The sequence below is a fragment of the Paenibacillus sp. MSJ-34 genome (assembly GCF_018918005.1).
GTDB lineage: Bacteria > Bacillota > Bacilli > Paenibacillales > Paenibacillaceae > MSJ-34.
The window spans coordinates 1-12461 of the sequence record NZ_JAHLPR010000031.1 but is presented as its reverse complement, the minus strand read 5'-3'; the positions used below and the strand labels follow the sequence as shown (position 1 = coordinate 12461).

Annotated in this window: 10 protein-coding genes and 2 pseudogenes; 3 read left to right on the top strand and 9 right to left on the bottom strand. The window is 47.7% G+C overall.

Going from position 1 to position 12461, the window contains the following annotated elements:
• Positions 1-32: 32 nt before the first annotated feature.
• Genes KQI79_RS16275 through KQI79_RS16265 form a run of 3 tightly spaced genes read right to left on the bottom strand, consistent with a single transcriptional unit; the run spans position 33 to position 3776 of the window.
• Complete coding sequence (locus KQI79_RS16275; RefSeq protein WP_216539300.1) at positions 33-1130, bottom strand: DUF4832 domain-containing protein; 1098 nt, start codon at positions 1128-1130, stop codon at positions 33-35.
• A complete protein-coding gene (locus KQI79_RS16270; protein ID WP_253298203.1) occupies positions 1123-2445 on the bottom strand; it encodes an acyltransferase domain-containing protein in 1323 nt (440 codons plus the stop codon). Before KQI79_RS16270 ends, KQI79_RS16275 begins: the two co-directional genes overlap by 8 nt.
• Positions 2442-3776, bottom strand: coding sequence for a DUF4832 domain-containing protein (locus KQI79_RS16265; protein ID WP_216539299.1), 1335 nt, complete (start codon positions 3774-3776; stop codon positions 2442-2444). Before KQI79_RS16265 ends, KQI79_RS16270 begins: the two co-directional genes overlap by 4 nt.
• Before the next feature lie 369 nt (positions 3777-4145).
• On the opposite strand from KQI79_RS16265, the gene KQI79_RS16260 reads away from it, so the two are divergent.
• Positions 4146-5168, top strand: a complete 1023-nt coding sequence (locus KQI79_RS16260) for a LacI family DNA-binding transcriptional regulator (protein ID WP_216539298.1) — start codon at positions 4146-4148, stop codon at positions 5166-5168.
• 387 nt (positions 5169-5555) lie between these two features.
• On the opposite strand, the gene panB is transcribed toward KQI79_RS16260, so the two are convergent.
• Positions 5556-6377 carry a 3-methyl-2-oxobutanoate hydroxymethyltransferase gene (gene panB / locus KQI79_RS16255; protein WP_216539297.1) on the bottom strand — a complete coding sequence of 274 codons (822 nt, stop codon included), beginning with the start codon at positions 6375-6377 and terminating at the stop codon, positions 5556-5558.
• Between the two features lie 184 nt (positions 6378-6561).
• Positions 6562-7125 carry a spore coat protein gene (locus tag KQI79_RS16250; RefSeq protein ID WP_216539296.1) on the bottom strand — a complete coding sequence of 188 codons (564 nt, stop codon included), beginning with the start codon at positions 7123-7125 and terminating at the stop codon, positions 6562-6564.
• Positions 7126-7759: 634 nt separating this feature from the next.
• Here KQI79_RS16250 and cdaS point away from each other — a divergent pair.
• On the top strand, positions 7760-8377 hold the full coding sequence (cdaS, locus tag KQI79_RS16245; protein WP_216539295.1) for a sporulation-specific diadenylate cyclase CdaS: 618 nt from the start codon (positions 7760-7762) through the stop codon (positions 8375-8377).
• Between the two features lie 9 nt (positions 8378-8386).
• Here the strand turns inward: cdaS and KQI79_RS16240 are convergent, their stop codons facing one another.
• Positions 8387-9805: an aminotransferase-like domain-containing protein gene (locus tag KQI79_RS16240; protein ID WP_216539294.1), complete on the bottom strand. Its 1419-nt coding sequence runs from the start codon at positions 9803-9805 to the stop codon at positions 8387-8389.
• 116 nt (positions 9806-9921) lie between these two features.
• On the opposite strand from KQI79_RS16240, the gene KQI79_RS16235 reads away from it, so the two are divergent.
• Entirely contained in the window at positions 9922-10854 is a 933-nt protein-coding gene (locus tag KQI79_RS16235; protein ID WP_216539293.1) for a DMT family transporter, read from the top strand.
• On the opposite strand, the gene KQI79_RS16230 is transcribed toward KQI79_RS16235, so the two are convergent.
• The 3 genes and pseudogenes from KQI79_RS16230 to KQI79_RS16225 all read right to left on the bottom strand — a co-directional run.
• Positions 10825-11361 carry a GNAT family N-acetyltransferase gene (locus tag KQI79_RS16230; RefSeq protein WP_216539291.1) on the bottom strand — a complete coding sequence of 179 codons (537 nt, stop codon included), beginning with the start codon at positions 11359-11361 and terminating at the stop codon, positions 10825-10827. The two genes, KQI79_RS16235 and KQI79_RS16230, sit on opposite strands and share 30 nt — an antisense overlap.
• A gap of 42 nt (positions 11362-11403) precedes the next feature.
• Positions 11404-11697 (bottom strand): annotated as a pseudogene (locus tag KQI79_RS28485) (hypothetical protein).
• A 230-nt stretch (positions 11698-11927) separates the two neighbouring features.
• Positions 11928-12305: pseudogene (locus KQI79_RS16225) on the bottom strand (acetamidase/formamidase family protein); the annotation flags it as partial.
• Between the last annotated feature and the right edge of the window lie 156 nt (positions 12306-12461).

The following is a 12461-nucleotide window of genomic DNA, read 5'->3' as shown; positions in this document are numbered from 1 at the left end:
CAGGTGCGATTTGTTGTCCTGCTCTAATGTCTCTAATCTTGTTCCGGAACTTGAGGATCTTCCAATGGATAGTATCCTTCCGGATAGTAGGTATCCCAAATATTCGAGAACGGATCCTCGCCTGTCGTTTCCACCTGCACAGTACCCAGCTCATAATATCCGCCCGCTTCTTCCCCTTGTATGGCAAGCCGGATATAAGAGCGATCTTTGAAAAATAGCCCCAGACTTACCGTATACGTTCCAGGCTGCATATCCGGCAACGGTACGATCTCGTTATGGACGAGATCGCCGGTTAACCATGAATGCGAAGCCGCATGGATAGGGATCTCATAGGATAGGTCCCCTTGCTTTAGCAAGAGCGATAGATCGAATTCCTTATAGATCCTCGAACTCCCCGCGTTCACAAACCAGAAACGAAGCGGCAAGCTTCCCCCGCTTGAAACCGTTTCCGGGAAAGTCAATCTTCGCAACTCTAGATCATATCCAAGGCCGATATCCTGATTAGACAGGCATGCATGCCAGCGCTGCGCCTCGCGTCGAATATGAGGGCCGCAATGTTGATCGGTGATATGAAGAACGACAGGTTGGGTTTTCCATATATGCTGCAAGTTTTGCCGCGCAAATGCCTCGCAGCAATCGATCCAATTGTTCTCGCCGCAACGTACCAACAGACCGAATTCCCGGTTCTGTTCTTGCAAATAGCGGATCAGTCTGCCATGATGCAGATCGGCAAGAACAGGCACGGTTTCAAACGAATCCATGTATGCATTCCATTCCTCTTTGCTGTCGGCCAGAGTCGAGATCACAACGCCCGCAAGCCGACCGTCCGTACCGATATAGCTCCCGATCTTCCTTACGAAGGAGGCAAAATAGTCTTCCGCGCGATCTTTCACCCATGAAGGCGGTTCCGGACTGAGGATAAGGATTGGATTCCTCGCGTTGTCCAGCGATTTCCCAATCTGTTCGAGCGTGTATTCTCCCCGACTTGCCTCCAGGTCTTTCCACGCAAATGAGATGTACTCCAACTTCCCGTTTCCGCTATTGTCCGGCGTCCTCGGCAACGGTCTGGGCCGGATTTTGACCGTTTTATACTTCTCATAGCGCTCCAATGAATATTGACATTTACACATTCGGCTTCCTCCCATGCATATGGCTGTCAACGATGAGCCCGAATTTCTCGATATCGGCGGCTGTAATATAAGGCATGCTTCCTATTTTCCCAACCTCTTCTTTCAACACAATCATGCTTATCGTATTAAACCGCGCGCCCGTCTTCATATATTCCGCCGCCGCTTTTTGCAATGAAGTCGTATATTCGCCGGACTTGCCGACAGGATCGGCGTCCCAGCCGCCGAACAGCTCATAACGCAGCATGCCGTCTCCTTCGAACGTCGGATAATTGTAAACTTGCCTTTGCACCCGTACGATGTTGCTCTCTTGATCCAATACCAAGGAAAGCCTTGGATCGAACAGCCAGCTTCGGCTCCAGAACCCCTTCACGGCTAGCTCGGGAAAGTACGTAGTATAAAATTCAACGGCCATCGCCATTGAAGTTCTCAACCTGTCCGGAGTATAGCCGGGACCCGATGGAATGTGCAGCGCCAAGAGGCAATCCCCCGGCTTCAGCACCGCTTCCCATTCTTCCTTGTCAATGGAAACCGTCTCCCGCTCCACAAATCCCATTGGATTCATCCGATGCGCAACGATGCGGCGGGCGTCTTCCTTCCATATTGTCTTGAAGAGGCCCCCGGCGTCATAAACGCCATTGATTCCATTCCTCTGCCCATCGCTGCGAAAATCTTCCCCGGCATGCCCCAGCGCAATCACTTCTTGCGTCTTCTTGTGACGGAACATCGTGAAATCGTCTTCGAGACGGCACGGGATAAAGAGAAATCGGTCTAACAAAAAAATCGAGCATGTATAAAAATTCATGACCCACGGGAAATCACGGACTTTAGGATCGCCGTGATGAACGAGCCGTTCGAATTGCGCTTTCAAAAACGGATGCGGAATGTCCTCGTAATACTTCTTGGGAACGCCCCGCTTTTCCAACAAGTTCATGGATGGGACAATGCAGGCGAGAAGCAACAGGAAGGAATATAGCTCCCCATTCTCCTTCATGCAAGCCGGGGTCATATTCGTATAGAAATCTTCATCGCACCGATTGCGCGCGGAACACATATCTTCCACTAAAAATGCCGTAAAATGAAATAATACCGTATCTTTCTCTATGGCCTCGATCCCACGAACGAGCCGTTGCTGCGTATCTTCAGGGATTTGATACCGGGCGAACAGACCGGCCAGAAAATCGCGCGGAATCAGTTCGGTTCTGCCATCCGACTCATAGCTCCGATACTTTTCTTCGAGTCCTTCCGGCACAAAATCGAACCCGCAATAGGCAATGTATTCCTTGTAATTCAACCGCGCCTTCATTTTCGTTCTCATCCCCCTTTAACGGCGATGTTCCCCATCGGGTAATAACCGTCCCGATACCCTTCGATCGCAAGCTTCACGTTTCCGACTTCTTTCACGCCGGTCTCGATCCCGATCTCCAGACGGTACTCCCCTTCCCGTATCTCAGCCGGAAGAGTGAACGTTTCTGCCCAAAGGATATCTTGGTCCGGCAACCATCCCCTAATATCCTCCGTACTAGGAAGCGTATAAGTATGATCGTTTCCTGCAAGCCTGACAACAAGCGGATAGCGGTTATAGACCGGCGCGACCCCTACATTCGCCCACAGGCCTTCAACGCGCAACTCCCCGCCTGCCTTCGCTTCGGCATCGTAAGTAAATTTCCTTAACTCAAAGCGGTATCCCATCTTCTTCAGCCATCGTTCTATGTTCTCTTTCCACGGTTCCGGTACGATCGTTCCTTTGTTGTTAAAGGACGAAATATGCCATTTCAGCGATTCCTCAATGATATAATCAATGTCCCAACCTTGAAGATACCAGTCGTTCATGTGCCAGCAAGCTTCAAATAGAACCGGCGCGGTTTTCCATGCGTCACCCATCTGAAAGTTTTGAATATTTTGCGGATAGAAATCCGTCATATGCGACCACTTCTCTCCGTGAAAACCGCCCATATCTCCCAGGCAGTCTACGCGGAAGCCTACTTTGGCCTTGCGATCGGTAATGATCTTGATCGAGATCGGGTCATGCAAAAGCGCTTGCAAAGGCGTGAGTTTAAATCCGTCCAAATAGGCGTCCGTAATCCGCCGGATTTGTTCCGGCTCGAGAAATTCGGTTCCGCCGCCTTCCCCCCACGCTCCCACGATCGTCATATCGACGGAGCTGATCACCGGATGCCCGTCGAACCGTTCGGCAAACGCTCTAATAAAATCGGCCCAATATTCGACGTACGGCGTTGTGCCCGGATCTATTCTCCAAAAAGGGAACTCGGGTTCATCCGGATAATCCTTGCGAAACCATTGCGGAATATCGTCGTCTTCGCTTAATGCGTACGGCGAGCAGCGTACAACCGCAGTGCAGCCAAGCGATTTGGCGTAGTCCAACTTCTCCTCCAACACTTCCCACCTGTAGACGCCTTTCGCGACCTCAACGTCCTTCCAGCGCGCGCTGCAGAAAAATACTTTACAATCAGGATGATTGTAGGTTTTACTATCTTTAGTGAATTTATATTTTGCTTGCTTCACTCCCCGATTGTCATATACATCATCGAGTTCGTTCATTAATCCGGGCGCCGCCGTAAAACCGATGCCTGGATTGCTGATGAGACGGTCTACGATTACGGGGTAAACGGTGACTGTTTTTTTCATTGTTTTACTCACTCCTAAGGTTTCATTCTTTAGGACACTTGAGTTTTGTTACGTTATTTGTTACATTAATTTTAGTAATCTTTATGATGTAATTATAACACCCATGACTAAACTTGCAAGTCACAATTTAGTTATTTCCTAGACTTATTTTAGGAAAAATATAGATTATCGGCGCTAACTCGCCTTGTTTACGCAAATCAAGCGCTTTCCAAATGTTTCATATCGTGATTTATCGACGTAACAAGAGAATGATAATGCATGTACTTGTTACATAAAAAGTACCATGTAACGTTTTGGCCGAAAAATTCGGCATGTAACACTGCGTTATTATGTTATGATGTAACATGTACAAAGGAGGTTTACCGATTTATGAGTACCATTAGAGATGTCGCGAAGTTGGCCAACGTATCCACCGCCACCGTCTCGAGAGTGTTAAATAACGATTCCAAGTACAAAATTACGGAGGAAACCCGCGCCAAAGTTTGGCAAGCTGTTACTCAACTGAACTATCGGGTAAGCTCAAGCGTCAAACGCCAGGCAGCGAACAACGATTCGTCCGCTGCCAAGACGAACATCAAGATCGGCTGCGTCCTAAGCGTTACCAAAAATAAATATAACGATCCTTACTTTATGTCTATTTTGTCCGGTGCGGAAGAGCGGTTGTTCAGCCAAGGGCATGACATCGCTTTTATTCGGACGGGCCCCGAATTGGACGATAAGAAGATTTTATATAACACGTTCAACGAATCCATTACAGGCCTGATTCTGATGGAATCGCTTAATACGGAAACTTACGAGTATTTGCGCAAGCAGGTTCCGTATATCGTCGGCATCGACACGGAACGTTGGGATATCGATAATGTCGGCTACGATCATTACAGCGTCGCTTCCATGGCGGTAGAGCATCTTATTGAAAGAGGACATACGCAGATCGGTTTTATAGGCGGGAGCGGATCGAACGGAAACATTAAGGACAGCCAACGCTATCGGGGCTATTATTCCACCATGCATGCGGCCGGATTGTCGGTAAATCCCGACTGGATTATCGATTGCATGTGGGACGAAACGCTCTGTATCGAGAAGATGAATCGATTATGCGAAACGAAAAATTTGCCCACCGCTTTCTTCGCAGCAAGCGACTTGATGGCGATGGCCGCCCTCAGCAGTTTATATAACAACGGCATCTCCGTGCCCGATCAAGTGGCTGTGATGGGACTGTCCAATATTGAAGTTTCGAAGTTTTACAATCCTCCGTTATCTACGGTGAATGTGCCGACCAAGGAAATCGGCATGGTCGCGGTCGACCTGCTGCTTGATCGGATCAACGGAAATACGATGCTTCCGAAGAGAGTCATCCTGCCGACGGAATTGGTTATCCGCAGCTCGACGTAACGCCGTTGACATACGAAGAGGCGTGCAAACGGTTTGGTTTGCACGCCTTGCTTGTCGTGGTTTTCATAATACGGCTGACAGCCCGCCGGGCGGACTAACGAAACGTAGACACGCTATTCGCCTGTAAATCGCCTTGTCCCCGGATGTAACGAAACTACAACACGCTAATGAGGGGAAAAGGCGCTGAGACGCCCGATTTCCAATGAATAACGATTCGTACTTTCGTTAGGTTGGGAAAGCCTTCGTTTCGAGCCCAATAAGGATTGGCAGTTTCGTTTAGCGCCAAGCTGAGAAGCGTAGGTTCGCGCGGATCGCCTTGGAAATAAGAAGGTCTCCTTCTTTATATTAAAAAGCCCCGCACTCAGCGGAGCTAAAAGGCTAGAATTCCTATTCGCTTTGGTAATAATGCAATAATTTCTCCCGCTCTATTGCTTCCATATTCCGTATGTTTGCAGCTTGCGGAAATCGGCCGCGTTCCACCTCATCGGCGTAGGTTTGAAACGCCTGAAGCATGATTTCGCCTACATTGCCATAATTCTTGGAATGACGGAAATGACGCGGCGTTATTCCTAGCATATCTTGAACGATAAGCACTTGCCCGTCCGTAAATCTGCCGGCGCCAATCCCGATAGTAGGGATCATAAGTTGATCGGTAATGACCTTGCCCAGTTCTTCAGGTACAAGCTCCAGTACGATCATACGAGCGCCCGCATCTTGCAATGCAATCGCGCCTTCCACCAAACTTTGGGCAGCAGCAAATGTCTTGCCCCGAACAACCGCAGTTTCATAATGCTGAGGGGTATGTCCGAGATGCCCCCAAACCTCAATCCGGTGTTGGTGCAAATAGGATATAATCTCTTCCTGCATCCCTTCCAGCTTCACGCCGTCGGCGCCGTGAAACAGCAGCTTCCGTGCCGTTTCCAAAGCCATATCGGCATTCTCATACGTCCTGTAAGGCATATCCGCCAGCAAATATGCATGCTTGACTCCTCTCCGGACAGCCTTAAGATGATGAACGATGTCGTCTAAAGTAACCGAAACTTCATGATCGTAACCTAACTCGTTCGTGCCCAAAGAATCGCCTACGAAGATGACATCCAATCCCGCTTGGTCTTGCAATACTGCGGTAGGGTAGTCATAACACGTAAGCATGGTAATCTTCTGAGCGTTTCGTTTCTTTTCGTGCAACCAGTCCATCGTTTTGGACATTTTGCATCTCCTCCCTAGTCTTTGTTCACTTGCGGAATCAAAGCACGGATTGTGTGGCAATCATATGTAACTCGCATGTCGGGTATCGGCTCCAAAAGGATGCAATCCCAACACAAATTATTATAGCACAGACAAAAAAATAAGCCCTCCTTTTCCAAATCAAAGAGGGCTTGATCATTACATATTAGTGTACGGCAGCGGGTTCCTGAACCACTTGATAAAATCCGCCCAGCGTATTGAGCGTTGTCGGCGAAGCGGCTTCCAACGGGTAGAATCCCTTCTTCACCATCCATTGCCAAACATCGTATGCATGATGCGAACACATCCGGAACGCATCTTCCAGAAAGCTTCTTATTTCGGGATTGCTCATTTCCATGGCCGCCCATGCGTAATCTTTGCCGGAACGCTTCAATGTAAGCAAATAAGCGGTGGCAATTTCCCTGTCATTAAATTGTTGAACCGTCGTTCTCGGGGTTACCGGTACCGGATTGATCGGGGCTTGCGTAAAAGACTGAAGGTTGGGCTGAATATTGGGAACAGGTAATGTAGACGTTGCCCCTTCCGGTTTACTCAAGTATTCCACCTTCATGTTGTAATCTTGAATATGTTGCGGGAAATGTTTTTCCAAGATCGATTTTAATTCGGGATCTTGCGCCTGGCTCATAAAACAGGCCATATTCGTAATGGAATTCACGCAGCTCATTGCCAATTCATGCAAATCCTGCGCCTCGTGTACCGCCAGTTGCATAACAGTATGTTCCTCCTACAGTTTGGTTTCAATCATTAGATTGCACTGTGAACATCGTGTATATGCAGGCTTCCCCCGCTTGTCCTGCGGGAACTTATTGGGAACAAAACATTATTTCTGTCCAATGATTTCCGACACATCGGCCCTTTCGAAAGAGCGGCACCCGCTATTCGTTATGTCACGCAATAACAATTTGGCTTCTTTAGGGGTTCGAATAAGAATGATTTGTTTGTCCTTTGAATGTTGTTTTAATTTCTCCGTGATACCGTGCCTTTTGTCGCGCCTGAAATTCCAGCAGTACATCATGAATTGCCAATCAATCGACTCCGGACAGCCCTCATTCAAGTCGGGTCTTGTCTTGCCATGATATTGCAGTCTGCGCTTAATGACTCTGTATGTCGTAATCAACGGCGACAAATCAAAGAAAATAATAACATCCGCTGCCTCCATTCTAATGTCCAATGTTCTTCCGTAATGCCCATCTATAATCCATCTTTCCTTCGCGACTAATTGCAATGATCATGATTTTCATGGATTGTCCTCTCCATTCTTGAAATACGGCAAAGCGTATTGCAGGGATCCCTTATGGGAAACATGAAAACAACTTAATTTTGAAAAATCGAGGTTTCGGCAGATGCTTAATCAGAATTGCAATACTTCCTTATTAAAAGAACATTTATTAAACCGGCTTGCTGAAATATCTTCATTGGCACAGCGCAATATCGATCGGTTGAATAACGAAAACATATGTCTCCTTCAAGAGTTCGAAAGCATGAAAACCGTGATGACAGATATTGTTACGACGGCGGCTTCGTTTTACTTAAAATGTTATCTATCCCCATACACCTCCAAATACGAGGATTTGACAATTTGCGTCCGCAACTTATCCGAACGCAGGCATGGCGCCCTAATTGTGGTGGAACGCAACGATCCGCTTGATTCGCTTATTCGCTCCAGCGTTCCGATTGGCGGGATGTTATCCCATCCCCTCGTCGAATCGATCTTTTATCCGGGAAACCCGCTGCATGACGGCGCCGTCTTAGTTCGCTCCGAAACGGTTGTGTCCGCTGCCAATATCCTCCCGTTAACCGATATGATCGTAACGGATCGTAAATTGGGGACAAGGCATCGTGCGGCCATCGGCCTGACCGAACGATGCGATGCGCTCGTCCTTGTCGTATCCGAGGAAACCGGTCAAGCGTCGTTCGCCATCAAAGGGACGCTTCATCCGTTTAGCGTTGCCGCTTATTGAGAGAATCGTCTACTTCAACGAACGATACAAGCTGACGAATCGTTTCAAGCCTTCCCGCAACTGTTGTTCATTCAGATAGGAATAGCTCAATCGGATCCATGATTGATAGGACCTGAGCGGATCGCAGATGGAGCCTGGTACGAAGGAAACGGATTGCTCCATGCTCTTGGATAAAAGCGTATCTACCGGGACCGACTCGGGCAGCCTGATCCATAAATTAAATCCCCCCGTTGGGCTGGACCATTGCCAACCGGCGGCCGACAATTCGTCTTCCATAATTTCCTTGCGAATCGCCAGGGCGGTCCGCAGCTTTGCCAAATGCTGCTGCATCCGTTCCGAGAAGAAATAATGCAAGAAGATTTTCTGGTTCAAGAGCGGCGCCCCGCTATCGGATAATGCTTTCGCTTTGACAACGTATTTCATAACGGACGGGCGGCATGCGACCATGGCAATACTCAGACCCGGAGCGATATATTTGCTGAAGCTGCGAATATAAATGACATATCCCGCCGTATCGTAGGCAAAAAACGGCAAGGGAGGTTTTTGTTCAAAATAAATATCCGGACAAGGATCGTCTTCGATCAGTAAACATTGGTATTGATGCGCGAGCTCTACCAATCTCTTTCGTTGCTCGGCCGGAACCGTGTAACCTGTCGGATTGTGAAAGGTAGGATTGAGATAAAACAGACGCGGTTTATAGGTTTGCATGAGCCGCTCCACCCAATCCAGCGGATACCCGTCCCGGTCGATCTCGACCGGGATCATCCGGGCGCCTTGTCTTCGGAACACATCGATCGCGGGGGCGTACGTTGGGCGCTCCAGCAAAACGACATCCCTCGCTTTGACCAGAACTCTGGCGATCAGGTCGATCGCCTCCTGCGCTCCCGATGTGATCAACAGTTCATCCGCAGACAAATAGAACCGATAATGATCCGTAAAATAACGGCACAAAGCTTCCCGCAACTCCAAATCTCCTTGGACGGTAGAATAGGTGCCGAGCACTTTGGGATACATATCGAATACTTTCTTCACATATTCCGAAAAATAATGATTCGGCAACAGATTCGGATCGAGCAGCGCTTTGGAAAATTGGTACACGGCTTGCACCTGATGAATTTCAGAGAGGCCGCTTTCCTGCACGAAAGCCGAGACGATCGGATCGTGCTGCGTTTCAACGGGCAGACTGCCGCCTGGTTGAACATAATAACCGGATTTATCCTTTACATATACGGCCCGGTTTCCTTTCAGCATTTGATAAGCTTTGAACACCGTGAGCCGATGCACATGGAGTTCCGCCGCCAACGTTCGAATCGAAGGGAGTTTCTCGTGGGCCTTCCACTCTCCGCGTCGGATCCGTTCCAGAATATAATCGTAAACTTGTTCGAACAGCTTATCCGAATGAACATGGGCAAGATCGTTGCTTCTCATACAGGCCCCGCCTCCTCCCCACTATTATAAAGGACATTTTCGGAATCTGTTCTGTTATTTTTCATCTGTTCTACTTCCTCGTATTTATAATAAGGCAAAAGATAGGAGGAGTAGAAATGATTCTGATCAATTATATTGTCATGTGCCTCATTTTCGGGGCCACTTTTTTGGCTGTAAAGGTAGGAGTCGATGCGGGTGCGCCGCCTTTTTTTTCCGCAGGCATTCGTTTTTTTCTGGCGGGAAGTATTTTATTTGTGTGGATGGCTGTCTCGAAAAGAAGGGCAAAGCTGTCGCTTCTGTTTCGGAAAGAGCTGTTGCTGACCGGCGCGGCATTGACCTTCGGCGTATTCGGGCCGTTGTATTGGGCGGAACAGCATGTAAGCTCCGGCATTGCGGCGGTCTTGTCGGCAACGGCGCCGCTCCTCATACTGCTGCTTCAAACCCGCATTTCAGGCCAAAAGCTGTCCCGCAGCTCCTGGGCCGGTTGTCTCGCAGGTTCGGCCGGCGTGATCTTGCTGCTCTTGCCCGATATTGCCGTCACATTCAACGGACTATGGACGCTCGGATGCATCGTCATCTTGTTAGCCCAAATTTCTTATGCTGCCGGCACGTTATATTCCCGTCGCGTCATACAACGCTTCCAGGATACCTCGCCCATTGCCTTGAATGCGGTACAAATGATGTATGGCGGAGGTCTGCTGCTAGCTCTGTCGTTCCTAACGGAAGACGTTCGCCTCGAATCGATGCTGGCTCCAAATGCGATGCTCTCGCTTCTGTATTTAATCATCGCCGGTTCGATGACGGGTCACACCATCTATTATTGGCTCGTAGCCAAAACGAATCCCGTGTTTCCCTCAACCTGGCTCTATATTTCGCCGCTCATCGCCCTCGCCCTGGGCGCCTACCTGTACCATGAGCCGATCTCCTTGTTATCTGTGATCGGGGGAATCGTGATCATCGGCGGAATCGTGCTGGTCAATATAGACAACTTACGATTGATCCGCATGATCCAAAGAGCATTAAGATGGGCTATTAAATCTGAACATTAACATATATCCGTTATTTTCGGTTTCTGTGAAATCTTCTTGATATGATCCGGAAGTATATTTGCTAATTGTTTTTCTCCAGAAAGATTGCGCCCTCGTATTCTTTTCCGTTGGATTCGTTTGCAACTCCCAAGAACTTCGGTGGTTGTGAAACACTTGGACCGCCGCGGTTTGAGCCACCCCCATGCCGCGGTACGGCCTTAATATAAAAAATTCATTCATATAATAATCACTGCCATGAGGAGTGTATGGCGGCGTCGCCACTAACGCAAATCCTGCCGGAATATTATCTACTCTAATCAGGTATGGAAATAGTACGGACGGCTTCGTCCACCATATATCAAAAACTTTATTTTGATCGCTCAACGTTAACGTGTCATCGTCTTCATAAACACCGTATTGATTCGGTTTCCATCCCCATATCTCAGACAAATCATGCAAGTATAACGGGTATAGATTGTTTATGATGAATTTGGTACTTTCGTCGGTCAAGCTAATTTTCACTTGCATGTAAGCCTCTCCTTTATGTCCGTCGACAAATGCTCCGCATCATTAAAAATATAACCTTTTAATCCATCTGCCATCGATATCCTCAAACACGAATTCTTGTTCAAGAGCAACAAAATAAGCGTCATAACCGTAGCCATGAATGAGTCTATTCGGAACAATGTTCTCATTCTTGGATTTCGTTAAGACAATTTCTATCGAATCCCTATAAAGGCAAACGTGAGGTTCAGCCGACTCAAGATACTATACGGCTCTAAATCCTATGTTCTCGTAAAACGCTGCCGTTTGTTTGAAAATTTTTGAATATGATGATTTATTCGTTTCAAGCTTTGAATTAATTCTATTAGTACTTCCTTGGTCACTTTGGTTTCGTAAAGATCGATCCATATTCGAAGTTGCTTGTTCGTTCTCCGAATAAACTCTTCTTCTTCCCTCATTAATGCAAACAATCGATGTTTGTTTTTTAGAAACCCCCCGTATTTGAGACAATGAACTTCCCCTCCCTTATAAAAATAAGGATACATGGAGCCTCCCGGAGACTTTATACTTTTCATTTCATTCCTCCTTCCTTACTTAAAAATACCGTGGGGCAAACAGGCATGAACGCCTTTGACACCGTTTACAATTTGGGTTATTCTCAAATCGACAACAGAACTTCCTAAAGCAATTGCCTCAACGCGATTAAGCCCATACAGTTCCCCCATCAGATTGAGCATTCCATCTAATGCCTGAACAGTCGCTTCATTTAAATCTTCGTGAAATCCAAAAGTGATCCACCCTGACGGAGTGTTCGCTCGGGGATAAGACAATTTCTTATGATGTAAATAGATCGTAATATCAACGATTTCCATCGGGCATTCAATCGCTTGGCAACTAACCTCGCCGTCTCCCTGCAAGGCATGTCCATCTCCAATAGCCAAGTATCCTCCGTCAACAGAAACAGGCAATAAGAAAAACGCCTGACGGCGTCCTTTAAGTTCGTGCATCTCCGTTCATACGTACCAAAGTAAGCTGGGGTATGGGGATCTTCTTCCCCTGTCCCCAGTCTACTTTTTCACATCATTTATCCTGTATTCATAGCCATGAACTCCTTTGTAATAATC

Excerpts from the sequence above, each read along its gene's own strand:
- cdaS (WP_216539295.1), top strand. The coding sequence starts at position 7,760 with ATGCTTAATCAGAATTGCAATACTTCCTTATTAAAAGAACATTTATTA.
- KQI79_RS16235 (WP_216539293.1), top strand. The coding sequence starts at position 9,922 with ATGATTCTGATCAATTATATTGTCATGTGCCTCATTTTCGGGGCCACT.
- KQI79_RS16240 (WP_216539294.1), bottom strand. The coding sequence starts at position 9,805 with ATGAGAAGCAACGATCTTGCCCATGTTCATTCGGATAAGCTGTTCGAA.
- KQI79_RS16265 (WP_216539299.1), bottom strand. The coding sequence starts at position 3,776 with ATGAAAAAAACAGTCACCGTTTACCCCGTAATCGTAGACCGTCTCATC.
- panB (WP_216539297.1), bottom strand. The coding sequence starts at position 6,377 with ATGTCCAAAACGATGGACTGGTTGCACGAAAAGAAACGAAACGCTCAG.
- KQI79_RS16250 (WP_216539296.1), bottom strand. The coding sequence starts at position 7,125 with ATGCAACTGGCGGTACACGAGGCGCAGGATTTGCATGAATTGGCAATG.
- KQI79_RS16275 (WP_216539300.1), bottom strand. The coding sequence starts at position 1,130 with ATGTGTAAATGTCAATATTCATTGGAGCGCTATGAGAAGTATAAAACG.
- KQI79_RS16270 (WP_253298203.1), bottom strand. The coding sequence starts at position 2,445 with ATGAGAACGAAAATGAAGGCGCGGTTGAATTACAAGGAATACATTGCC.
- KQI79_RS16260 (WP_216539298.1), top strand. The coding sequence starts at position 4,146 with ATGAGTACCATTAGAGATGTCGCGAAGTTGGCCAACGTATCCACCGCC.
- KQI79_RS16230 (WP_216539291.1), bottom strand. The coding sequence starts at position 11,361 with ATGCAAGTGAAAATTAGCTTGACCGACGAAAGTACCAAATTCATCATA.